20 protein-coding genes and 1 other RNA gene are annotated in these 24740 nt (G+C 46.1%); 20 read left to right on the top strand and 1 reads right to left on the bottom strand.

The features are described 5' to 3' along the window. Positions 1 to 18: 18 nt before the first annotated feature. The 16 genes from rsmI to lpxC all read left to right on the top strand — a co-directional run bounded on the left by rsmI (position 19) and on the right by lpxC (position 18118). Entirely contained in the window at positions 19 to 885 is an 867-nt protein-coding gene (gene rsmI / locus PL85_RS01880; protein ID WP_013856074.1) for a 16S rRNA (cytidine(1402)-2'-O)-methyltransferase, read from the top strand. A 119-nt stretch (positions 886 to 1004) separates the two neighbouring features. Next, an RNA gene (gene rnpB, locus PL85_RS01875) (RNase P RNA component class A) lies at positions 1005 to 1408 on the top strand. A 200-nt stretch (positions 1409 to 1608) separates the two neighbouring features. After that, the gene (gene rsmH / locus PL85_RS01870; protein ID WP_010318016.1) at positions 1609 to 2559 is read left to right on the top strand and encodes a 16S rRNA (cytosine(1402)-N(4))-methyltransferase RsmH; all 951 of its coding nucleotides are present in this window, start codon (positions 1609 to 1611) and stop codon (positions 2557 to 2559) included. A 3-nt stretch (positions 2560 to 2562) separates the two neighbouring features. Further along, positions 2563 to 2880 carry a cell division protein FtsL gene (gene ftsL, locus PL85_RS01865; RefSeq protein WP_010318013.1) on the top strand — a complete coding sequence of 106 codons (318 nt, stop codon included), beginning with the start codon at positions 2563 to 2565 and terminating at the stop codon, positions 2878 to 2880. Beyond that, entirely contained in the window at positions 2877 to 4607 is a 1731-nt protein-coding gene (locus tag PL85_RS01860; protein WP_013856076.1) for a peptidoglycan glycosyltransferase FtsI, read from the top strand. Before ftsL ends, PL85_RS01860 begins: the two co-directional genes overlap by 4 nt. Before the next feature lie 16 nt (positions 4608 to 4623). After that, on the top strand, positions 4624 to 6111 hold the full coding sequence (gene murE, locus PL85_RS01855; RefSeq protein ID WP_115339276.1) for a UDP-N-acetylmuramoyl-L-alanyl-D-glutamate--2,6-diaminopimelate ligase: 1488 nt from the start codon (positions 4624 to 4626) through the stop codon (positions 6109 to 6111). After that, a complete protein-coding gene (locus tag PL85_RS01850; RefSeq protein WP_115339275.1) occupies positions 6108 to 7466 on the top strand; it encodes a UDP-N-acetylmuramoyl-tripeptide--D-alanyl-D-alanine ligase in 1359 nt (452 codons plus the stop codon). Before murE ends, PL85_RS01850 begins: the two co-directional genes overlap by 4 nt. After that, on the top strand, positions 7463 to 8545 hold the full coding sequence (mraY, locus tag PL85_RS01845) for a phospho-N-acetylmuramoyl-pentapeptide-transferase (RefSeq protein WP_017046513.1): 1083 nt from the start codon (positions 7463 to 7465) through the stop codon (positions 8543 to 8545). Before PL85_RS01850 ends, mraY begins: the two co-directional genes overlap by 4 nt. A gap of 27 nt (positions 8546 to 8572) precedes the next feature. Further along, positions 8573 to 9898: a UDP-N-acetylmuramoyl-L-alanine--D-glutamate ligase gene (gene murD / locus PL85_RS01840; RefSeq protein WP_412766526.1), complete on the top strand. Its 1326-nt coding sequence runs from the start codon at positions 8573 to 8575 to the stop codon at positions 9896 to 9898. A gap of 42 nt (positions 9899 to 9940) precedes the next feature. Continuing rightward, entirely contained in the window at positions 9941 to 11116 is a 1176-nt protein-coding gene (gene ftsW / locus PL85_RS01835; RefSeq protein ID WP_038148764.1) for a cell division protein FtsW, read from the top strand. Further along, on the top strand, positions 11103 to 12164 hold the full coding sequence (gene murG, locus PL85_RS01830; protein WP_088732836.1) for an undecaprenyldiphospho-muramoylpentapeptide beta-N-acetylglucosaminyltransferase: 1062 nt from the start codon (positions 11103 to 11105) through the stop codon (positions 12162 to 12164). Before ftsW ends, murG begins: the two co-directional genes overlap by 14 nt. A gap of 13 nt (positions 12165 to 12177) precedes the next feature. Further along, complete coding sequence (murC, locus tag PL85_RS01825; protein ID WP_013856083.1) at positions 12178 to 13638, top strand: UDP-N-acetylmuramate--L-alanine ligase; 1461 nt, start codon at positions 12178 to 12180, stop codon at positions 13636 to 13638. A gap of 188 nt (positions 13639 to 13826) precedes the next feature. Further along, positions 13827 to 14600: a cell division protein FtsQ/DivIB gene (locus tag PL85_RS01820; protein ID WP_088718004.1), complete on the top strand. Its 774-nt coding sequence runs from the start codon at positions 13827 to 13829 to the stop codon at positions 14598 to 14600. Beyond that, complete coding sequence (ftsA, locus tag PL85_RS01815; protein WP_010317995.1) at positions 14593 to 15855, top strand: cell division protein FtsA; 1263 nt, start codon at positions 14593 to 14595, stop codon at positions 15853 to 15855. Before PL85_RS01820 ends, ftsA begins: the two co-directional genes overlap by 8 nt. Before the next feature lie 30 nt (positions 15856 to 15885). Then, positions 15886 to 17103 (top strand): cell division protein FtsZ, encoded by a 1218-nt coding sequence (gene ftsZ, locus PL85_RS01810; RefSeq protein ID WP_017042647.1) that lies wholly within the window; start codon positions 15886 to 15888, stop codon positions 17101 to 17103. Positions 17104 to 17200: 97 nt separating this feature from the next. Continuing rightward, complete coding sequence (lpxC, locus tag PL85_RS01805; RefSeq protein ID WP_064625869.1) at positions 17201 to 18118, top strand: UDP-3-O-acyl-N-acetylglucosamine deacetylase; 918 nt, start codon at positions 17201 to 17203, stop codon at positions 18116 to 18118. 70 nt (positions 18119 to 18188) lie between these two features. On the opposite strand, the gene PL85_RS01800 is transcribed toward lpxC, so the two are convergent. After that, entirely contained in the window at positions 18189 to 18644 is a 456-nt protein-coding gene (locus tag PL85_RS01800; RefSeq protein WP_010317992.1) for a DUF721 domain-containing protein, read from the bottom strand. 324 nt (positions 18645 to 18968) lie between these two features. Here PL85_RS01800 and secA point away from each other — a divergent pair, with 324 nt between their 5' ends. The 4 genes from secA (at position 18969) to carA (ending at position 24734) form a co-directional block, all read left to right on the top strand. Then, a complete protein-coding gene (secA, locus tag PL85_RS01795) occupies positions 18969 to 21695 on the top strand; it encodes a preprotein translocase subunit SecA (protein ID WP_081244968.1) in 2727 nt (908 codons plus the stop codon). A 104-nt stretch (positions 21696 to 21799) separates the two neighbouring features. Beyond that, complete coding sequence (gene mutT / locus PL85_RS01790) at positions 21800 to 22198, top strand: 8-oxo-dGTP diphosphatase MutT (protein WP_029388464.1); 399 nt, start codon at positions 21800 to 21802, stop codon at positions 22196 to 22198. A 104-nt stretch (positions 22199 to 22302) separates the two neighbouring features. After that, positions 22303 to 23112 (top strand): 4-hydroxy-tetrahydrodipicolinate reductase, encoded by an 810-nt coding sequence (gene dapB / locus PL85_RS01785; RefSeq protein WP_026027267.1) that lies wholly within the window; start codon positions 22303 to 22305, stop codon positions 23110 to 23112. A 482-nt stretch (positions 23113 to 23594) separates the two neighbouring features. After that, entirely contained in the window at positions 23595 to 24734 is a 1140-nt protein-coding gene (carA, locus tag PL85_RS01780; RefSeq protein WP_017047461.1) for a glutamine-hydrolyzing carbamoyl-phosphate synthase small subunit, read from the top strand. Positions 24735 to 24740: the final 6 nt, after the last annotated feature.

Below are 24740 nucleotides of genomic sequence, written 5' to 3'. Positions count from 1 at the left end.
TGAAGTGATGGTAAACAAATGACAGATAGCAAAACCTTGCCAGCAGAGATCCCAACTCTCTACATTGTTCCTACGCCAATTGGCAATTTGGGTGATATTACCCAGCGAGCCATTGAAGTACTCTCAAGTGTTGATGTTATCGCTGCGGAAGATACACGCCATACTGGCAGACTTCTCGCTCACTTCAATATCCAGACTAAAACCTTTGCCTTGCATGATCACAACGAACAGCAAAAAGCACAAGTGTTAGTCGATAAATTATTATCAGGGCAATCTATTGCGTTGGTTTCTGATGCAGGAACGCCACTGATCAGTGATCCAGGGTACCATCTTGTCAATCAATGTCGTCAAGCTGGTGTGAGAGTTGTGCCACTTCCGGGCGCCTGTGCTGTGATTACTGCGCTCAGTGCATCAGGCTTGCCTTCTGATCGTTTCAGTTTTGAAGGTTTTTTGCCGCCGAAAAGCAAAGGGCGTAAAGATAAATTCCTAGAGATCGCTAAGGCTGAACGCACCTGTATTTTTTATGAGTCACCACACCGAATTAGTGAATCACTGCAAGATATGTTAGCTATCTTAGGGCCAGATCGTAACGTGGTGCTAGCCCGCGAGCTCACCAAAACCTTCGAGACGATTCAAGGTTTGCCGTTAGGCGAACTGATTAATTGGATTAATGAAGATGAGAACCGCAAGCGTGGTGAAATGGTGTTACTGATCCATGGTTACAGAGAAAGCGTGGACGATAGCTTGCCAGACGAAGCGTTGCGCAGTTTAGCGATTTTGACAAAAGAGCTGCCTCTGAAAAAAGCGGCCGCATTGGCGGCTGAAATTTATAACCTTAAGAAAAATGCCCTTTATAAGTGGGGGCTTGAAAACCTATCTGCTTAATTAGCCAGCGGCATCTTGATGTTTTAAATCGATGGATAATTAAACGCTTAAGCGTGAATTAAACACAGAAGTTGTTTGAGCCTAGACAGTACCTATCTTTCTCTATACAATCCGCCCTCGGAGTTGACTGGGTAGTCGCTGCTTCATTGATGTCCTTTAGCCTTGTGCTGAGGAGACTGATGGAGGGGAGGAAAGTCCGGGCTCCATAGAGCAGGGTGCCAGGTAACGCCTGGGGGGCGAAAGCCTACGACAAGTGCAGCAGAGAGAAGACCGCCGATGGCCCAATTTCTTCGGAATGGGCACAGGTAAGGGTGAAAGGGTGCGGTAAGAGCGCACCGTGCGTCTGGCAACAGTTCGTAGCAAGGTAAACTCCACCCGGAGCAAGACCAAATAGGCTTCCACATTGCGTTGCTCGCGTAAGGAAGCGGGTAGGTTGCTTGAGCCAGTGAGTGATTGCTGGCCTAGACGAATGGCTACTGCCGCGCAAGCGGAACAGAACCCGGCTTATACGTCAACTCCACCTATTGCAGACCCATCATAACTCTTGCGGTTATGATGGGTTTTTTGCTTTTTATTGACGAAAATTATTTCGTAAGCACTAAACTTAGCGCAATATCACGTGATGCCAACGTCAAGTGGTAGCGATGCGGCGTTAAATCAGTAAACTGAATACTTGCGCCGTAGCCGATTGCTATATTTCAGCTTTAGCCCGATGAGAAAACGATGACTGAACCTTTTCAACACATTTCTGTACTACTGAATGAATCCATTGATGGCCTTGCTATCAAACCAGACGGTATTTATATCGACGGCACGTTTGGCCGTGGTGGTCATAGTCGTACAATTCTCTCTAAGTTGGGTGACAATGGTCGTCTGTACAGCATAGATCGCGATCCACAAGCGATTGCTGAAGCTGGAAAAATTAACGACCCGCGTTTTACTATCATCCATGGCCCATTTTCTGGCATGGCACAATACGCTGAGCGCTACGATCTGGTCGGGAAAGTGGATGGAGTACTACTTGATTTAGGCGTTTCCTCGCCGCAGTTGGACGATGCCGAGCGCGGTTTTAGCTTCATGAAAGATGGCCCGCTTGATATGCGTATGGACCCGACGTCAGGGATCCCTGTCTCGCAGTGGCTTGCGCAAGCCGATTTGGACGACATTACTTGGGTGATTCGTGAATTTGGTGAAGACAAGCACGCGCGCCGTATTGCCAAAGCGATTGTCGCTTACCGTGAAGACGATGAAAAAGAGCCTCTGACGCGCACCAGTCAATTGGCTAAACTGATTTCAGAAGCCGCGCCGAAAAGCTTTAAAGAGAAAAAACACCCGGCTACGCGCTCATTTCAAGCATTTCGTATCTATATCAATAGTGAATTAGAAGAGATCGACACTGCATTAAAAGGCGCAGCTAAGATCTTAGCCCCACAAGGGCGCTTATCGGTGATCAGTTTCCATTCGCTTGAAGATCGCATGGTCAAACGCTTTATTCGTAAAGAGAGTAAAGGCCCAGAGGTTCCACATGGTTTGCCGTTAACAGAAATACAAATTCAGGCATTGGGCTCAGCCAACTTAAAACCAGTTGGGAAAGCGATTATGCCAACTAAAGAAGAAGTGGAACTCAATCCCCGCTCACGCAGCTCAGTATTACGAGTTGCTGAAAAACTGTAGTCCATGTCTAAGTCGCCGCCTAACTTAACCAAACTGATTGCACTTGACCTGTTTACGGTGGGTCGAGTGCCGCTTATTTTGTTAATGTTAATTTTTGCCAGTGCGATGGGAGTGGTGTTTATTACCCACCATTCTAGGCAGGCGATTTCAGAAAAAGATCAAACCTTAGTTGAGCGCGAGCGGCTCGATAATGAATGGCGTAACCTCATTCTTGAGGAAACGGCCCTCGCAGAACATAGCCGCGTGCAGAATCTTGCCAAACAAGAGCTGGAAATGAAGCGACCTGATTCTGATAAAGAAGTGGTGATTACGCTCAAATGAAAAAAAACAAAGACAAAGCCCAAGCGGCACCTCGTCAAGAAAAAGCGACATCTCCTATTTTGATCCGTTGGCGATTCTATCTCATCCTCTTTTTTGTATTCGTTGCTTTCGCTTTATTGGTTGGGCGCGTTGCCTTCATCCAAATTATCGAACCGGATAATTTGATCCGCGAAGGGGATATGCGCTCTGTCCGAGCCAAAACCTTGCCATCGGCACGCGGAATCATTTCAGATCGTAATGGTGAACCTCTCGCAGTCAGTGTTCCTGTCGATGCAGTATGGGCTGATCCTGTGGCTATTTTTAAAGCCGGCGGCTTAGTTGAACGTGAACGTTGGTACGCACTGGCTGATGTGTTAGGCATTAAGCGCAGTGAGCTGCTGAAAAAAATTGAAGAGAACCAAACCCGCCGTTTTATCTATTTGCAGCGTCAAGTGAGCCCTGCAATGGCCAATTATATTCGCGAACTTAAATTAGCGGGTGTGGGGCTAAAGGCCGAATCTCGCCGTTACTATCCAGCTGGTGAGGCGAGTGCGCACTTAATTGGTGTGACGGGCATCGATGGCCACGGTTTAGAAGGGGTTGAGCGCAGCTATGATAAATGGCTGACGGGGGAAGCTGGCAAACAGGTGATCCGTAAAGATCGGTATGGCCGAGTGGTGGAAAATATCTCGCTTGAAGAGCGTGAAGAGGGCAAGCCGCTGGCGTTGACCATTGACCAACGTTTGCAAGCGATCGCCTTTCGTGCGGTCAAGCAAGCTGTAGCGGACTATCGTGCCACTTCGGCATCGGCCATTTTGCTCGACGTGAAAACGGGTGCAGTATTAGCGATGGTTAACGCCCCTTCATACAACCCCAATAACCGTTCCGATTGGCAAAGTTTTAAAATGCGTAACCGCGTGATCACGGACGCCTTTGAACCGGGCTCAACTGTTAAACCTTTTGTAGTATTGGCCGCGCTTGAAAATGGCGTTGCAAATGACAAAACGGTGATAGATACAGGGAATGGCATCATGCAAATCGGTGGTAGTCGAGTGCGTGATACCTCAAAAGTCGGCAAAGCCGATTTAACCTTAATTCTGAAAAAATCGAGTAACATCGGAGTGGCTAAGCTGGCGCTTGAAATGCCTCTCGAAGCTCTATTAGGTATGTATACCTCTGTAGGGCTTGGTGAAATGTCCGGTTTAAACCTCGTCGGTGAGACTTTGGGTATTTTCCCGAATCGCCGCCGTTGGTCACCGTTTGAAATTGCCACCTTGGCATTTGGCTATGGTTTGTCAATTACCCCCATTCAGTTGGCTCATGCTTATGCCACTTTAGGCAATTTAGGTCAGTACCAACCAATCCATATTATTGACAGCAACCAGCAAGATTTATCACGCCAAGTGGTTGATAAAACTAATGCTAAGAAAGTGTTGGAAATGTTAGAAACCGTTACCCAACCCGGTGGCACAGCAACTCAAGCCGCGGTTCCGGGCTATCGTATTGCGGCCAAGTCAGGCACTTCGCGCAAAGCGATTGCCGGCGGTTATGGTGATGAATATTTTGCTTACACGGCAGGAGTGGCTCCAGTGAGCGACCCTCGAGTCTCGTTAGTGGTGATGGTGAATGAACCTCAAGGTGACTTATATTATGGCGGTTCCGTTGCCGGCCCTGTCTTTGCCGAAATAATGAAAGGAGCGTTGCAGATCCTCAATGTTGCTCCTGATGAAAATCGATTCCAAAAATAATTAAGAGAGAAGCACAATGACGCCGAGTATGTGTTTACAAGATCTCATCGCCCCTTGGCTTGACCTCGATGGCCATTCTATTTCAACGTTGTCGGTGACTCGTTTAGTGCTCGATAGCCGTAAAATATCACCCAATGATACCTTTATTGCAGTGGTCGGCCATGCCATCGACGGAAGGCAGTTTATTGAGAGCGCCACTCAAGCTGGGGCGAATTTGGTATTGGCTCAAGCGTGTGGGCAGCATCCGCATGGCAGTATGACTACCGTCAATGGCGTGTTAGTGATTTACCTTGCTGATCTAAACCAACATCTATCTCAACTGGCATCGCGGTTTTACCGCTCGAAGACCAGTACGTTGATTGGGGTTACGGGAACCAACGGTAAAACCACCATTACTCAATTAATCGCGCAGTGGATTGACTTGTTAGGCGAGAAAGCGGCGGTGCTGGGTACGACGGGGAATGGTTTTCTTAACCATTTACAGCCTGCCGCCAATACCACAGGTAATGCCATTGAGGTCCAAGAAACACTCTATCAATTAGCGCAGCAGGGCGCTCGCTATACTGCGCTGGAAGTCTCTTCGCACGGATTAGTTCAAGGGCGAGTTCAAGCATTGAAGTTCGCTGTGGGCGTGTTTTCTAACTTAAGCCGCGATCATCTCGATTATCATGGCACCATGGAAGAGTACGCCAAAGCAAAGCTCTCCTTATTTACCGCTCATCACTGCCAACACGCTGTCATTAATGCCGACGATGCGGTGGGTGCGAGTTGGTTAGCACAGCTGAAAGCACCGATTGCCGTCTCTTTAAAACAGCAACCGCAATGCGCTAAAGCGCTGTGGGCGAGCTCGGTCTCTTACAGTGATAATGGTATTTCATTAACCTTCGACGGCTACTATGGTCAAGGTGAATTGAGCGTGCCGTTAATTGGCGAATTTAACGCCAGCAATCTTCTACTCGCTTTTGCCGCTATGCTGACTTTAGGTTTTGATAAACAAGCCTTGATGACAACGGCTTCTCAACTGCAGCCGGTCTTAGGGCGAATGGAGCTCTTTCAAGCGCCAAATCGTGCGAAGATCGTCGTCGATTATGCACACACGCCTGATGCTTTGGAAAAAGCACTATTAGCACTTCGCGTTCATTGCCAAGGTCAGCTATGGGCGATTTTTGGTTGTGGTGGCGACCGTGATAAAGGCAAACGCCCGATGATGGCCGAAATTGCAGAGCGCTGCGCCGATAAGATCATTTTGGCCGACGATAACCCTCGTAGCGAAAAACCGGCAGACATTGTACAAGATATGGTGGCAGGGCTTGAGTTTGCAAGTCGCGCACACGTTGAACACAATCGTTACGCTGCCGTGCAATACGCCCTGCAACATGCTGATCAGCAAGACATCATTTTATTGGCAGGTAAAGGGCATGAAGATTATCAAGTGATGGCCCATCAAACTATTCACTATTCGGATCGCGAAACGGCGCAAACCTTACTGGAGATAAGTGCATGATAGAAGTCTCTTTACAGCAATTGACGCACGTTTTGCATGCACAATTGGTTGGTTGTGATGTCACCGTGTCTGAGGTCTCGACCGACACGCGTCAAATCAAACCCGGTGCGCTCTTTGTTGCCTTGGTCGGTGATAAATTTGATGCTCATGAGTTTGCTGTACAAGCGGTTGCGTCTGGTGCAAAGGCGTTATTGGTTCAGCGCCCTTTGGCGGTTTCGGTTCCTCAACTGGTGGTCACCGACACCAAATTGGCGTTAGGCCAGCTTGGCGCTTGGGTTCACCATCAGTGTCAAACACCGACCGCTGCGATTACAGGCAGTTGCGGTAAAACCACAGTCAAAGAGATGGTGGCAAATATTTTATCAGCCAAAGGCCGCGTGCTCTTTACTGCTGGCAATTTTAATAATGATATCGGCGTGCCGCTCACTCTGCTTCGCTCTGGTCTTAGTGATGCGTATGCGGTGATTGAGTTAGGGGCGAACCATATTGGTGAAATTGCTTATACCACTTCTTTAGTGAAGCCGGATGTCGCATTGGTGAACAATGTTGCGGCGGCGCATCTGGAAGGTTTTGGCTCAATTGAAGGCGTAAAACAGGCGAAAGGTGAAATTTATCAAGGCCTTGCTTCAGGTGCGACAGCCATTATTAATTTAGAAAGCCACGGTGGTGAGCGGTGGAGCGCTATTTTAGCGGACAAAATCGTTAAAACCTTTTCTAGCCGTCAAATGGCAGATTTTTACGCCCGTGGTATTAAGCTTAACGAACAAGGTGAAGCCCAGTTTGAAATGATCACACCCGTCGGTCATATTGACATTGGGCTCAATATTGTGGGTGAACATAACGTTTCCAATGCGTTGGCTGCGGCGGCATTAGCCATTGAGTTGGGTGCAAATCTTGAAGAGGTGCAGTACGGACTTGCGCATCTAGCTCAGGTGAAAGGGCGTGTTGATGTCACCCAATTGAGCACGACTGTGAAACTGATTGATGACAGTTACAATGCCAGTGTTCCAGCGATGAAAGCGGCGGTTGATCTACTTAACACTTTCTCTGCAAGGCGTTGGTTAATTTTAGGTAATATGGCTGAGTTGGGCGATGAAAGCCTTGCACTTCATCGTCAAGTCGGTGAACATGCTGCACCATTCCAGTTTGACTATGTCCTTACTTACGGTCGCGATGCAAAAGTGATCAGTGACCTATGCCATGGCCTCCATTTTGAAAGCCATGCGGACATGATTGCTTATATCGAGCAGCAATTATCACAATTCGATCAAGAGTCTCATACCTTACTTGTCAAAGGTGCAAACAGTGCGGGTATGAGTAAAATTGTGGCTGCTCTCAAGGAGAAATACTCATGATTATTTGGCTCGCGGATCTACTCCAGCCATACTTCTCTTTTTTTCGTCTGTTCGAATATCTCTCATTTCGGGCCATCGTCAGTATTTTAACCGCACTTGCTCTGTCGTTATGGATGGGGCCGCGCTTGATTAAACGTTTGCAACTACTGCAAATTGGTCAAGTAGTGCGTAACGACGGTCCAGAATCACATTTTAGTAAGCGCGGTACGCCAACCATGGGCGGAGTGATGATCCTCGCCTCTATCATTATTACCGTACTGCTGTGGACTGATCTCTCAAACCCTTACGTGTGGGCTGTACTCGCGGTGCTGCTTGGTTATGGCGTCGTCGGTTTTGTGGATGATTATCGCAAAGTGGTGCGTAAAAACAGTGATGGATTGATCGCGCGCTGGAAATACTTTTGGCAGTCGGCCATTGCGTTGATAGTGGCGTTTGCTCTCTATGCACATGGCAACGATACCGCTGCTACTCAGCTTGTGGTGCCTTTCTTTAAAGATGTGATGCCGCAACTGGGTTTGCTCTACATTGTGCTGACCTATTTTGTCATCGTCGGAACCAGTAACGCGGTGAACTTAACCGATGGTCTGGATGGTTTAGCCATCATGCCGACGGTTTTAGTTGCTGCCGGTTTTGCTGTGATTGCATGGGCAACTGGGAACGTCAATTTCGCCAGTTATCTGCATATTCCTTATGTTCCTTATGCCTCAGAGCTAGTGGTGGTGTGTACTGCAATTGTGGGGGCCGGTTTAGGTTTTCTGTGGTTCAACACTTATCCTGCACAAGTCTTTATGGGCGATGTGGGTTCACTCGCTCTAGGCGGTGCACTCGGTACAATTGCGGTGTTGGTTCGTCAAGAGTTTGTGTTAGTGATCATGGGCGGCGTGTTTGTGATGGAAACCTTGTCGGTGATTTTACAAGTCGGTTCCTACAAATTGCGTGGTCAACGCATTTTCCGGATGGCCCCTATCCATCACCACTATGAATTGAAAGGTTGGCCAGAACCACGTGTGATCGTCCGTTTTTGGATTATCTCAATTGTGTTGGTGTTAGTGGGTTTGGCTACACTAAAAGTGCGCTAGTGATAGAGCAAAACGGCGTTGAATGGAATGAAGATGGATCGTTGGCAAACTGTTAATAATGTGGTGGTCGTGGGGCTCGGTATGACGGGCCTCTCGGTGGTGAACTACCTTTTGAGTTTAGATCGCTCGCTCACGATTAAGGTGATCGACACGCGGGACAACCCGCCAGGTCGAGAACATTTAAGCTCGCAAGTTGAGCTACATTGTGGCAGCTGGAACCAAGCTTGGTTATTTGACGCTGACCTGATTGTTACCAATCCGGGCATTGCTTTAGCTACGCCAGAGATTCAACAGGCGTTAGCGCAACATATTCCCGTGGTGGGCGATATTGAGCTCTTTGCTTGGCAGGTGGATAAGCCTGTTATCGCTATCACCGGATCCAACGGTAAGAGCACAGTGACGGATTTAACCGGAGTACTTGCTAAAGCTGCTGGGCTTAAGGTTGCCGTTGGCGGCAATATTGGTGTGCCTGCTTTAGATCTACTTCAGCAAGAGGCCGATCTTTATGTGCTGGAGCTCTCAAGCTTCCAGCTGGAAACGACCTCAAGTTTAAAACTCGTCTCTGCTGCCTTTCTCAATCTGACTGAAGATCATATGGATCGCTACGATGGTATGGAATCGTATCGCCAAGCTAAATTGCGCATTTTTAAGTATGCGCAAGCGGCGGTCGTGAACGCCGATGATAGCCAGACGGAACCTCCCTCATTTTCAGGTCATATCGCACGTTTTTCCGTTGAACATGACGCGGACTATTGCACGAAAATGATTGATGGAAAATCGTTCTTAGTGGCGAAAGGCACGCCATTGTTGGCAAGCGAGGAACTCAGCTTAGTGGGACGACACAATAGTGCTAACGTGCTCACTGTGCTCGCACTGCTCGATTTGGCGGGTGTTGATTACTCATCTGCGCTTGATGCATTGAAATCTTACCGCGGGCTGACACATCGTTGTCAGGTTGTTGCTGATAATCACGGCGTAAAATGGGTCAATGACTCGAAAGCGACCAATGTCGCAAGCACTCAAGCGGCGTTGTCGGGGTTAAATTGCCAAGGGACTTTGTATCTGCTTGTGGGGGGCGTTGGCAAGGGCGCTGATTTCTCGCCATTAGCACCGATACTAAAAACATTGAACGTAAAACTGTGCTGTTTTGGCGTTGACGGTGGGCAATTCATGCCACTGCATCCATCGGCTCAGTTCTATTCATCGATGGAAGAGATTATCGTATCGATCAAACCGCAGCTGCGTCGTGGTGATATGGTGATGCTTTCGCCTGCTTGTGCCAGTTTTGATCAGTTTAAAAACTTTATGGCCAGAGGTGACGCCTTTGCCGAGCTTGCGCAGCGTTACGCTTAATCAACAGGAAATTGCATTTTGTCCTTTTCAAGCCTCATCAAAATGACTCGTCAATGGTTTCAGAGCCAAGCGCCTGAAGCCTTGTTTGATCGTCAATTGGTATGGATTGCTTTAGGTTTGATGCTGACTGGGCTTGTGATGGTGACATCGGCTTCGTTTCCTATCAGTTCGCGTTTAACGGATCAACCGTTTCACTTTATGTTTCGTCACGCCATTTTCTTGATGCTGGCTATCGTGACATCGAGTGTGGTGTTGCAAGTGCCAATGAAACGTTGGATGCAATACAGCTCGGTGCTACTTGGCGTCTCTTTTATGCTGCTGATTGTGGTTTTGCTCGCGGGCAAATCGGTCAATGGTGCCTCGCGTTGGATCCCTTTGGGGTTATTTAACCTGCAACCTGCGGAGGTCGCGAAACTGTCACTGTTTATTTTCATGGCTGGTTACTTAGTTCGTAAACAAGATGAAGTGAGGCAAACCTTTTTTGGTGGTTTCATGAAACCGATTATGGTGTTTGGAACCTTGGCTATCTTGCTACTTGGTCAGCCAGATTTGGGAACCGTGGTTGTGATGCTGGTGACTCTGTTTGGTATGCTGTTTATTGCTGGGGCCAAACTGTCACAATTTATTGCGCTCATGGTGGCTGGAATTGTTGCGGTAATCGCACTGATTGCGGCAGAGCCTTACCGTATTCGCCGTGTAACTTCATTTCTTGACCCGTGGGAAGACCCGTTTGGCAGCGGTTATCAATTGACTCAATCTTTGATGGCCTTTGGTCGTGGAGAGTGGTTTGGTCAAGGGCTGGGTAACTCGATTCAAAAGCTAGAGTACTTACCTGAAGCACACACTGATTTCGTATTTGCAGTGCTGGCTGAAGAGCTCGGTTTTGTTGGCGTTGTACTGGTTCTACTGCTGATTTTTAGTCTGGTGCTTAAAGCGGTGTTTATCGGTAAAAAAGCCTTTGAGCATGATCAGCAATTTGGTGGCTATTTGGCCTTTGGTATTGGAATTTGGTTTGCATTCCAAACGCTCGTCAATGTGGGTGCTGCAGCGGGTATGGTGCCGACTAAGGGCCTAACGCTGCCCTTGATCAGTTACGGCGGTTCAAGCTTAATTATTATGTCGGTTGCGGTGTCGATCTTATTGAGAATTGATCATGAATGTCGACTCAAAGATCGCAATCGAGTGTCTATAGAAAAAGAATCCAATGATAAACAATAAACGTTTAATGGTTATGGCTGGTGGCACGGGGGGACATGTTTTTCCCGGTCTCGCTGTGGCTAAACAGCTCCAACAACAAGGTTGGCAGATCCGCTGGCTAGGGACTGCGGATCGGATGGAAGCAGAATTAGTGCCTAAACATGGTATTGAGATCGACTTTATTCAGGTCAAAGGTTTACGTGGCCAAGGCATAGGGCGTTTGCTGAAAGCGCCTTTTCAAATTGTGAACGCGATTTTTCAAGCGCGTCGTTATTTGAAGCAGTGGCAACCTGATGCGGTGCTCGGCATGGGCGGATACGTCAGTGGCCCCGGTGGCGTGGCAGCGTGGTCTATGGGAATTCCCGTTGTGCTTCACGAGCAAAATGCCGTAGCAGGGTTAACCAACCGTTGGCTTTCGAAAATTGCCAAACGCGTATTTCAAGCCTTCCCCGGAGCCTTTACTGAGGCGCAAGTCGTAGGTAACCCTGTACGTCAAGATGTCGCTACATTACCCGAGCCGCAAGTACGCTTTGCTGAGCGAAATGAACCGATCCGCATTCTCGTGATGGGCGGCAGCCAAGGTGCGCAGATTCTCAACCGAACTTTGCCTGACGTACTAGCTGTGCTTGGCGATAATTACCAAGTTTGCCATCAAGCAGGCAAGAATAATCAACAGTCGGTTGAGCAAGCTTATCGCGCGCTTCAGATCAAAAATGCACACGTTACTGAGTTCATTGAGGATGTGGCTGGCGCTTATGCGTGGGCTGATTTACTGGTGTGCCGCTCGGGAGCATTAACGGTTTCTGAAGTGGCAGCGGCCGGTGTTGGCGCTATATTTATCCCTTTTATGCATAAAGACCGACAGCAAGCGCTTAACGCGGATCACTTAGTCGCTTGTGGTGCGGCCAAAATGATTGAACAGCCGCAGCTCACAGTAGAAAAACTAGCGCAAGAGATTGCTTCTCTTGAGCGTCATGATCTGCTGTTGATGGCGCAACAAGCGCGTGCAGCCGCACAACTGGATGCTGATAAAGTCGTTGCCGACGCTATCATCGCACTTACCCAATAACGAGAAATTTTTCATGACCATTAAACATACTCAAGATTTAGCTCAAATCCGTGCCATGGTGCCAGAGATGCGCCGCGTCAAGTGTATTCACTTTGTCGGTATTGGTGGGGCGGGAATGAGCGGAATTGCAGAGGTATTGCTCAATGAAGGCTACCAAATTACCGGCTCTGATCTTGCTTCCAACCCTGTGACTGAAAGATTGGCAAGTAAAGGGGCTATCATTTATATCGGTCATCAAGCCACTAATATTGAACTCGCCAGCGTAGTGGTAGTCTCTACTGCAATCGATGAGCTAAATCCTGAACTGAAAGCGGCGCGTGAGCGACGCATTCCTATTGTTCGTCGTGCAGAAATGTTGGCGGAATTAATGCGTTTTCGTCATGGCATTGCGGTGGCTGGTACGCATGGTAAAACAACGACTACGGCATTGGTTACGCAAATTTATTCTGAGGCTGGTTTAGATCCTACGTTTGTTAATGGCGGGTTAGTCAAAAGCGCCGGCACCAATGCGCGTTTGGGCTCAAGTCGAATTTTGATTGCTGAAGCTGACGAAAGTGATGCTTCATTCCTTCATCTTCAGCCTATGGTTAGTATCGTGACTAACATCGAAGCTGATCACATGGATACGTATGGCGGTGATTTTGAAACGCTCAAACAGACCTTCATCGATTTCCTACACAACCTGCCATTTTATGGTCAGGCGATATTATGTATTGATGATCCTGTTGTGCGTGAAATCATTCCACGTATCAGCCGTCAAGTGATCACCTACGGTTTTGCCGATGATGCAGATGTCAGGATTGAGAATTACCATCAGCAGGGGCAACAAGGCCAGTTTACGGTCGTCAGACAGGGACGAGCCAATTTGGATATCACGCTTAATATTCCAGGTCGTCATAATGCGCTTAATGCCTCCGCGGCTATTGCAGTGGCAACGGAAGACGACATCAGCGATGAAGCGATTTTAAAAGCGATGGCTAGCACCCAAGGTACGGGACGTCGTTTTGATCATCTGGGCGAGTTTGATACGGGCAATGGGGTTGCGATGCTCGTTGATGATTATGGTCATCATCCTACCGAGGTGGGTGTGACTATTAAGGCGGCGCGTAGTGGTTGGCAAGAAAAACGGCTAGTGATGATTTTCCAACCTCATCGCTACAGTCGAACTCGCGATCTGTATGATGATTTTGCCAATGTACTGGAGCAAGTCGATGTGCTGATCATGCTCGATGTCTATGCCGCAGGAGAAAAGCCGATTGCGGGAGCCGATGGTCGATCGTTGTGCCGAACGATACGCAGTCGCGGTAAAATCGATCCTATTTTTGTTCCCGACAGCACCATACTGCCTTCGATTCTGGCTAATGTATTACAAGATGGTGACCTCGTGCTGACGCAAGGTGCTGGGGATATCGGCAAGGTAGCGAAACATTTAGCGGGGCTCGAACTGAATATCAGTAAAATGCAACAGGTTTAATTTAAATGGCTTATTTGTGTATCAATATTGAATAACATGGTATCCAGTCCAGATTTATTACTTTCAATGTTTGATACTTTCAGCGACCTCAGTATAATCCGGAGGTTAAAGTCAGTGCTTTTACCTCTATTGTGAACCAAATAGGGCATGCGATTGCGATTTAGAAACAGGAACATCAGGCTTTGTTAATGAATGTGTTCGATGAAAGCCGAGCTGTGTCCCGTTCGCCACTCATAAAAGATCACGCCGCTGGCGCTATTTTTTTATTTGTGGTGTTGTTGCTGATAAGTTCACTCATTTATTCAACACTCAGTTGGATGTGGGACGAACAGAGGCTACCGCTTTCAAAAATTGTTCTACAAGGTGACTTGCAATACGTATCTTCGCTAGATGTGCAGCGCGCTTTTGCTCAGTTGGATCATATCGGTACTTTCATGTCGCAAGATATTAACGTACTTCAATCGAGTGTACAGGTCATCCCGTGGGTGGCCCATGCATCGATTCGTAAACAATGGCCTGACACAATAAAAGTGTTTCTGACAGAGTATAGAGCGGTAGCGATTTGGAATGGCAACGCTTTGTTAGACGGATATGGCACGGTATTTAATGGTGATATTGGTCAATTGAACGGCGATAGAGTGAAACTTTATGGCCCGCAAGGAACCAGTCACGAAGTACTGGATGTTTGGAATAAAACGAACCCTAAGTTTCAATCATTAAACTTAAATATATCGTCACTGTTACTCAACGATCGTCGAGCGTGGCAAATAATTTTAGATAATGGCATTCGCTTAGAGTTAGGTAAAGAATCACTAGATGAGCGAGTTGCACGTTTTATTTCGCTGTATAAGAATTTAGGTAATAAAGCTGAACAAGTTAGCTATATCGATCTTAGATATGATACAGGAGCCGCAGTAGGTTGGTTTCCTGAACAAGAAGCACAAGAGAGTAAAAATGACTAAGACCGCTGATGACAACATTATTGTTGGTCTTGATATAGGCACTGCCACCGTGTCAGCTTTAGTCGGTGAAATACTGCCTGACGGTCAAATTAATATTATTGGCGCTGGTACGAGCCCATCCCGTGGGATGGATAAAGGGGGAGTTAACGATCTTGAATCGGTCGTTAAGTCTGTCCAAAGAGCGGTTGACCAAGCAGAATTAATGGCGGAATGCCAAATTAGTAATGTGTTTCTCTCTCTATCTGGGCGACATATTGCGAGCCGTATTGAAAAAGGCATGGGAACTATTTCAGATGAAGAAGTTTCTCAAGAGGATATGGATCGAGCGATTCATACCGCCAAATCAATAAAAATTGGGGAAGAGCAAAGAATATTGCACGTCATTCCTCAAGAATTTACGATTGATTACCAAGAGGGAATTAAAAACCCGCTTGGTTTATCAGGTGTGCGCATGGAAGTGAGCGTGCATCTTATTTCTTGTCATAATGATATGGCGAGAAATATTATCAAAGCGGTAGAACGCTGTGGTTTAAAAGTTGAACAACTGGTTTACTCTGGTTTAGCGGCAAGTAATGCAGTTATTACGGAAGATGAGCGAGAGTTAGGTGTGTGCGTGATTGATATAGGCGCAGGCACTATGGATGTTGCTATCTGGACCGGTGGTGCGTTACGACATACTGAAGTGTTTTCTTATGCAGGAAACGCAGTAACCAGTGATATTGCTTTTGCATTTGGCACACCAGTCAGTGATGCTGAAGAGATTAAAGTAAAATATGGCTGTGCGCTGAGTGAATTGGTAAGCAAGGATGATACCGTTAACGTCCCAAGTGTAGGAGGAAGACCTTCGCGAAGTTTGCAAAGACAAACCTTGTCGGAAGTGATTGAACCTCGCTACACTGAATTAATGGGATTAGTTAACCAAACTATAGATACTGTCCAAGACAAATTGCGCAAAAATGGTATTAAACACCATTTAGCGGCTGGTGTTGTTTTAACTGGCGGCGCTGCGCAAATTGAAGGTTTGGTTGAGTGTGCGGAACGCGTTTTCCGCAATCAAGTTCGCGTAGGCAAGCCTTTAGAGGTGAGTGGCCTTACAGATTACGTAAAAGAGCCGTATCATTCTACGGCGGTTGGTTTACTTCATTATGCGAAAGAGAGCCAAATTAATGACGACACGGAATACAGCGAACCGAAACGCCAATCCATGTCGAGCTTAATTGGTCGTTTGCGTAACTGGATACAAAAAGAGTTTTAACCTGAGTTGCAGGGAAAACGGAGATAACACATGTTTGAACCGATGATGGAAATGTCTGACGATGCTGTAATTAAAGTCGTTGGAGTTGGTGGTGGTGGCGGTAACGCTGTTGAACACATGGTGCGTGAGTCCATCGAAGGCGTGGAATTCATCAGTGTCAATACCGATGCGCAAGCACTTCGTAAAACAAGCGTAAGTAGCGTCATTCAAATTGGTGGTGATATCACTAAAGGTTTGGGTGCTGGTGCAAACCCGCAAGTTGGACGTGATGCAGCTCTAGAAGACCGAGAAAGAATTAAAGAAGTTCTGATGGGTGCCGATATGGTATTTATCGCAGCTGGTATGGGCGGTGGTACAGGTACAGGTGCAGCTCCTGTTATTGCAGAAGTTGCCAAAGAACTGGGTATCTTAACCGTAGCGGTTGTCACGAAACCTTTCAGTTTTGAAGGAAAAAAACGTTTGGCATTTGCTGAGCAAGGTATTGAAGAGTTGTCAAAACACGTTGACTCTTTGATTACCATTCCTAATGAAAAACTACTGAAAGTGTTAGGTCGTGGTATTACCTTACTTGAAGCATTTGCGAGTGCGAATGATGTACTTAAAAATGCAGTGCAAGGTATTGCAGAGCTAATTACACGCCCAGGCATGATTAACGTGGACTTTGCTGACGTACGTACTGTGATGTCAGAAATGGGCCATGCTATGATGGGTAGTGGAGTGGCTCGCGGCGAAGATCGTGCAGAAGAAGCGGCAGAGATGGCAATTTCTAGCCCTCTTTTGGAAGATATTGATCTTGCAGGCGCTCGTGGCGTGTTGGTCAATATTACCGCTGGTTTGGATATGCGACTAGACGAATTTGAAACCGTCGGTAATACTGTTAAGGCGTTTGCGTCTGACAATGCGACAGTTGTCATCGGTACTTCGTTAGATCCTGATATGGCAGACGAAATTCGCGTGACTGTCGTTGCAACGGGTATTGGTAATGAGAAAAAGCCAGACATCACTTTAGTTGCAGGCGGTAAAGCCAAAGTCGCACCAGCAGTTCAGCCACAAATGGTTCAACAAGCAGCGAAAATCGAAGAAAAAACGGCACAGCCTTTGCAAGAAAGAGCAGAAGTGAAACCGCAATCAGCATCGTCGTCAACTGTTTCATCTTCTTCCGGTGCAAGTCAAAATACGGCACCGAAAGCAGATAAGGAAAATGGATATCTTGATATCCCAGCATTTTTACGTCGTCAGGCTGATTAACAATTAGACATAATTTGACACTGTTCAAAATTATGGTAGCATTCGCGGTCGGTGCTTTACCGACCGTGTTTTGTCGCACTGACATAGAGGCAAGTAGATGATCAGACAACGAACTCTGAAAGAAATAGTGAAAACAACTGGGGTGGGCTTACACTCTGGTCGTAAAGTCACATTAACGCTTCGCCCTGCTGCTGCAAACACTGGGATCATTTACCGCCGTACTGATATCAATCCTCCAGTAGACTTCCCTGCGGATCCTGAATCTGTTCGCGATACCATGCTATGTACTGCTTTGGTCAACGATGAAGGTATTCGTATCTCTACTGTTGAGCACTTAAATGCAGCATTAGCGGGCATGGGAATCGACAACGTTATCATCGAAGTTGACGCACCTGAAATTCCTATTATGGATGGTAGTGCTAGCCCATTTGTTTACTTGCTACAACAAGCGGGCATTCAAACGCTGAATACACCAAAACGTTTTATTCGAATTAAGAAACCAGTTCGATTTGAAGATGGTGATAAGTGGGCGGAACTTGTACCCCATAACGGTTTTCGTATGGATTTTGAGATTGACTTTCAACATCCTGCTATCGATTCTGATGAACAACGCATGGTGTTTGATTTTTCCTCGCAAGGTTTCGTCAAAGAAATTTCAAGAGCTCGTACTTTTGGTTTCATGCGTGACATTGAGTACCTACAATCGCAAAACCTCTGTTTAGGTGGTAGCTTTGATTGCGCCATCGTATTAGATGAATACCGTATTCTTAATGAAGAAGGTTTGCGTTTTGCCAATGAGTTTGTCACTCATAAAGTATTGGATGCCATTGGTGACTTGTACATGTGTGGTCATTCCATTGTGGGTGAGTTCCGTGCTTATAAATCAGGCCATGGTTTAAATAACCAGCTACTGCGTGCGGTCTTAGCCGACCAAGAGGCGTGGGAATGGGCTACTTTTGAAGAAGAAGTTGGCTCTCCAGTGGCGTTTGCTGAACCAAATATGGTTCTCGCTTAATAGCAATTTTTAAATAAAAAGGCCAGACAACTGTCTGGCCTTTTTATTTGTACTAATTCATTGATGACGCTTATTTGGGCCTAGCCAATTTCGCCAAATTTTCCAAACGTTTTTTGACTTTAGGGGAAGCGCTACTCGCCACCATCAGTAATGCCTGGGCCGTATTTTCAGATAGTGGTGGGCGAGCGACCGTTTCTTTTTCTTCTTTCATACCACGATTACGATAGAGCGCTGGGTTTATCTTGAGCTCAATGCTGATCAATTTGGCAAATCCTTGGTTGCGTAACTGATTCAAAATGTGTAATCGGTCATAATCAAGCTTCATTTTTATTGATGCACTGGCCACTTCAACGATTAAGTGACCACCGCGAATGTTGGCGGCTCGGACATGATCGGCCGTTCCTTTGGGAAGCAACTTATTGAGCACTTTATTTAAAGCGAGGATCTCGGTGGCATGTTGCTGTATTTTCTTTAGAGATGAATCGCTGATCAGCTCTTTCGTTAACGTGGGACGGTGATCGCGCATGGTGTCTCCCTCTTAAGTTGCCATTCAATTCTATTGTGGTGCCTATGATGCGTATAGTAATAAATCTATTTTATTGCTTAAACAGTGCTCAAAAAGCGTAAAAATATTAAGTGTGCTTCAAACAAATAGTTTTGCTATTGGTTGTTGCCGCAAAAATTCCTTACACTATGCGTTACATAATTATTTAATACCTTGAAAATAAACCTCACCGTCACAATATCTGTGATACATGATTTATCTCAGTATCCTTAGTTCAAAACTGGTAGAGACTGACGGCATTAAGAGTAGATCGAAAACGATCTAATAAAGAGAGATTCCTGACACATGATAACTAAGCTACTGACAAAGGTTATTGGCAGTCGCAATGACAGAACGCTGCGCCGCCTTAAAAAAATTGTCAAAGAGATCAACAGCTACGAGCCTACTTTTGAAGCACTAACTGATGAAGAATTAAAAGCCAAAACGGTTGAGTTTCGTCAACGTTTAGAGCAAGGTGAAACCTTAGACCAATTACTTCCTGAAGCATTTGCCACCGTGCGTGAAGCGTCCAAGCGCGTATATGGTATGCGTCACTTCGACGTACAGTTGATCGGCGGTATGGTTCTCAACGCGGGTCAAATCGCAGAAATGCGCACTGGTGAAGGTAAAACGTTAACCGCGACTTTACCTGCGTATCTCAATGCCTTGCCTGGCAAAGGCGTGCACATTGTTACTGTCAACGATTATCTTGCTAAACGTGACGCAGAAACAAACCGCCCACTGTTTGAGTTTTTAGGCATGACGGTCGGTATTAACGTACCCAATATGCCACCACAAGAGAAAAAACTTTCTTATCAAGCCGATATTCTTTACGGGACCAATAACGAGTTTGGTTTCGATTACTTACGTGACAACATGGCTTTCCGCAAAGAAGACCGTGTACAGCGTGAACGTTTCTTTGCTGTAGTCGATGAAGTGGACTCGATTCTTATTGATGAAGCGCGAACGCCGTTGATCATCTCGGGTCCTGCAGAAGATAGTTCTGAGTTGTACATCCGCATTAATACCCTCATTCCACTTCTGCAAAAGCAAGATAAAGAAGATTCTGAAGAGTATCGTGGTGATGGTCACTACACGGTTGACGAAAAATCAAAACAAGTTCATTTGACTGAAACGGGTCAAGAATTTGTTGAAGAGTTAATGGTGAAAAATGGTTTGATGGAAGAGGGCGATACTCTTTATTCACCCACGAACATTAGCTTACTTCACCACGTCAATGCCGCATTGCGTGCGCATGTGTTATTTGAGAAAAACGTTGATTACATCGTGACAGAAGAGGGCGAAGTGGTCATCGTTGATGAGCACACTGGCCGCACCATGCCAGGTCGTCGTTGGTCTGAAGGTTTACACCAAGCTGTCGAGGCGAAAGAAGGTGTTAAAATCCAAAACGAGAACCAGACTCTTGCGTCGATCACCTTCCAAAACTATTTCCGTTTATACGAAAAACTTTCTGGTATGACGGGCACTGCCGATACCGAAGCGTTCGAATTCCAATCGATTTACGGTTTGGAAACCGTGGTGATCCCAACCAATAAACCTATGGTTCGTGATGATATGCCTGATGTGGTGTATCGCACTGAAGCTGAAAAATTTGCGGCGATCATTGAAGACATCAAAGCGCGTGTTGCGAAAGGTCAGCCAACGCTAGTCGGTACGGTTTCGATTGAGAAATCTGAACTACTTTCTAATGCGTTGAAGCAAGCTAAAGTGAAACATAACGTGCTTAACGCGAAATTCCATGAAAAAGAAGCAGAAATTGTAGCGCAAGCGGGTATTCCGGGCGCGGTGACGATTGCGACTAACATGGCAGGTCGTGGTACTGATATTGTATTGGGCGGCAGCTGGCAGGCACAAATTGAGCAGCTAGAGAATCCAACACAAGATCAGATCGATGAGATCAAAGCGAAGTGGAAAGAGGTTCATAACCAAGTGTTAGCCGCTGGTGGTCTGCACATTATTGGTACTGAACGCCACGAATCTCGTCGTATCGATAACCAGTTACGTGGTCGTTCTGGTCGTCAAGGGGATGCGGGTTCTTCACGTTTCTATCTATCGATGGAAGATTCACTGCTGCGTATCTTCACCTCAGATCGTATGGCAAGCCTTATCCAAAGTGGTATGGATGAAGGTGAAGCGATCGAAAGTAAGATGCTTTCTCGCTCGATTGAAAAAGCGCAACGTAAAGTCGAAGGACGTAACTTTGATATTCGTAAACAGCTTCTTGAATACGATGATGTTGCTAACGATCAACGTAAAGTAGTTTATGAGCTGCGTGATGAGCTCATGGAAGCAGACGATATCAGCGAAATGATTGAGCAGAATCGTCAAGATGTTCTGACTTCCGTTATTGACGAATACATTCCGCCACAATCACTTGAGGATATGTGGGATGTTAAAGGATTGGAAGATCGTTTGAAAAACGATTTTGATTTAGAGCTGCCATTACAGCAATGGCTAGATGCTGATGATAAATTGTACGAAGAAGCGCTGCGTGAACGTATTCTTGAACAAGCGGTTAGTGTGTATCGTGAAAAAGAGAAAGCAGTTGGGGCTTCTGTTCTGCGTAATTTTGAAAAATCGGTCATGCTACAAACTCTGGATACCTTGTGGAAAGAGCATCTAGCGGCGATGGATCATTTGCGCCAAGGCATCCACCTACGTGGTTACGCGCAGAAAAACCCAAAACAAGAGTATAAGCGTGAGTCGTTTGAGCTGTTTGAAGAACTACTGAATTCTTTAAAAACCGATGTGATTACTATCTTGTCGAAGGTGCGCGTACAGCAGCAAGAAGAAGTTGAACGTATGGAAGCACAGCGTCAAGCGCAGGCGGAAGAAGCCGCGCGTCGCCAACAGTTCCAGCACCAAAGTGCCGATAGTTCGGTTGCAGATGAAGCTTCTGAAGATCAAGGACACCAGCCTATGGTTCGTGAAGAGCGCAAAGTTGGTCGTAATGAGCCTTGCCCTTGTGGTAGCGGTAAAAAGTACAAACAGTGCCACGGACAGATCAACTGATCCCTTGAATGATCACCCCAAGAGTCGCTTAGGCGACTCTTTTTTTAACTCAATATTTCTCATCTTTATTTTCTAGGTTGGGAAGTCGGCGAATCGGAGTCTTTATGAAACGTGTTCATATTGTTGCGGCTATTATCTTCAATAGCGATAAATCAGAAATTTACATTACCAAACGACCAGATCATCTTCACAAAGGCGGTTTTTGGGAGTTCCCTGGCGGCAAAGTTGAAGCGGGAGAAACGATTGAACAAGCCATTTTCCGCGAGCTAGATGAAGAGATTGGTATTCATATTACTGAGCAATCTCCTTACCAATACCTTGAGTTTGACTATTCAGACAAGTCCTTAACTTTTGATTTTATTTGCGTGACACAATTTGATCATCAGCCGTATGGTAAAGAAGGGCAGCAAGGAGAATGGGTAGCGGTTTCTGAGTTGGCAAACTATTCATTTCCTGAAGCCAATGTGCCCATCGTCGAGCGCGTCATGAAAGAGTTTGCCTAAGTCGCTAGCCACCACAAGCAAATGTTGATAGTTTACAGAAACACCTTGAACGAAGAGAAACGATGCAAGCTTAAGCTGATGTCGTCACAATGGAGAATAACGCAATGGTGAGAATTGCGATTGCAGGAGCGGCGGGTCGAATGGGCCGCAATTTGGTGAAAGCCACTTATCAAAATAACCATGCTCGAGTGGGTGCGGGCTCAGAGCGTCCTGAGTCCTCGTTGGTTGGTGTTGATATCGGTGAGTTATGCGGTGAAGGGCGATTTGATATCGCGTTGGTGGATAACCTAGAGAATGCCGTAGATAACTTCGATGTCATCATTGATTTTACAGCTCCTGTGAGCACCTTAGCCAATATTGAGTTATGTAAAAAACACGGTAAGAAGCTAGTGATTGGCACAACGGGCTTTTCTGAAGCAGAAAGAGCACAAATCAATGCTGCCGCACAACAGATTGCGATTGTCATGGCTCCTAACTACAGCGTTGGGGTTAACCTTGTTTTCAAATTGCTTGAAAAAGCGGCTAAAGTGATGGGTGATTACTGTGATATTGAGATAATTGAAGCCCACCATCGTCATAAAGTGGATGCTCCGTCAGGAACCGCAATTGGCATGGGAGAGGCGATTGCTAATGCTATGGGCAACCAACTGAGTGACGTTGCCGTCTATGCGCGAGAAGGTATTACCGGTGAACGTACTAAAAATGAGATTGGTTTTGCTACGATTCGTGCTGGCGATATCGTGGGTGAGCATACCGCGATGTTCGCTGATATCGGTGAACGTGTAGAAATCACCCATAAAGCGACGGATCGTATGACTTTTGCCAATGGTGCAGTGAGAGCGGCGGTTTGGCTTGCTGATAAACCTGCGGGTTTTTATAGCATGACTGACGTGTTAGGTTTGAACGATCTTTGATTACATAATTATGCGTCAGTGTTTGCTGGCGCATCTTTGTTACACCTCTTTTTACCGATTTAATTATCTCTCTTTATTTTCACTTTACTGACTTACTTTTGTTGTATTTTTAGTTGGTATTGCTTTCTTTTTGTTTTAGATCTCTGAAATTGCACTTATTCTCTGCTTGATTAACGTTTGCGTGATTTTGTTTATCGTTGATTGTTTAAAATGCATCAAAGAGTTTCAGTTTGCTGATTCTAATTCCTCCATTCTCATTTTTTTACTCATCAAACCTATTTTTTTGCTGTCTTAGGTTCGCTTTTTATCTCTAACGCTTTAAATGTTGCCTTAATTTATTATGAAATGTTGACAGTAATCATGGTGGTCATTAGAATACCGCCAATTTGTCTAAATCACCCTATGGCGCGACTTTATGGCCTTAAGGAAGACAGGTTTGCAGTTTAATTTATATTTTTTGCATTTTTATTCTGGAGGTTGTCTTGAGTAAGTCAGCACTGTTAGTCCTAGAAGATGGGACGGTGTTCCACGGTGTATCCATTGGCGCTGATGGAATATCCGTTGGTGAAGTCGTCTTTAATACCTCGATGACGGGGTACCAAGAAATCCTCACTGATCCTTCCTATTCTCAACAAATCGTTACTCTTACTTACCCCCACATAGGCAATACCGGAACCAATTCCGAAGACGAAGAATCCTCTTCTATCCATGCACAAGGCCTTGTGATTCGCGATCTCCCTCTTATCGCTTCTAACTTCCGTAATGAACTTTCCCTTTCTGACTACCTTAAATCACAAAATATTGTGGGCATTGCCGATATCGACACGCGCAAGCTAACGCGCATTTTGCGTGAAAAAGGAGCTCAGAATGGCTGCATTATGGCAGGTGACCATTTAGATGAAGCATTGGCGCTGGTAAAAGCCAAAGAGTTCCCCGGTTTAAAAGGAATGGATCTTGCGAAAGAAGTTACAACAAAAGAAGCGTACCAATGGAAACAAGGTTCGTGGACGCTCGAAGGTGGACTTCCTGAAGCGAAAGATGACAGCGAGTTGCCCTATCACGTTGTTGCCTACGATTTCGGTGCAAAGCGCAATATCCTCCGTATGTTGGTTGACCGAGGATGCCGCCTAACTGTGGTACCAGCACAAACCTCGGCTGAAGAAGTTCTAGCGCTGAAACCTGATGGTGTCTTTTTATCAAATGGCCCTGGCGACCCAGAACCATGTACTTATGCGATTGAAGCAACCAAAGTGTTCTTAGAGAAAGGACTGCCTATTTTTGGTATCTGTTTAGGACATCAAATTTTGGCATTGGCGTCTGGTGCAAAAACAGTAAAAATGAAATTTGGCCACCATGGCGCGAACCATCCAGTGAAAGATTTGGATCGTAATGTGGTGATGATTACGGCACAAAACCACGGTTTTGCTGCTGATGAAGCAACGCTGCCTATCACGCTTCGTGCAACGCACAAATCGCTATTTGATGGTTCACTACAAGGAATTCACCGCACCGATAAGCCAGCCTTTAGCTTTCAGGGACACCCTGAAGCGAGTCCTGGCCCGCACGATGCCGCCCCTTTGTTTGACCATTTTATTGAACTAATTAAAAAGCACACAGCGTAATTCGGA

The organism is Vibrio anguillarum (genome assembly GCF_001989995.2).
GTDB classification, from domain to species: Bacteria; Pseudomonadota; Gammaproteobacteria; order Enterobacterales; family Vibrionaceae; genus Vibrio; species Vibrio anguillarum.
The sequence above is the reverse complement of the archived record's forward strand: the minus strand, read 5'-3'. Positions and strand labels throughout refer to the sequence as shown.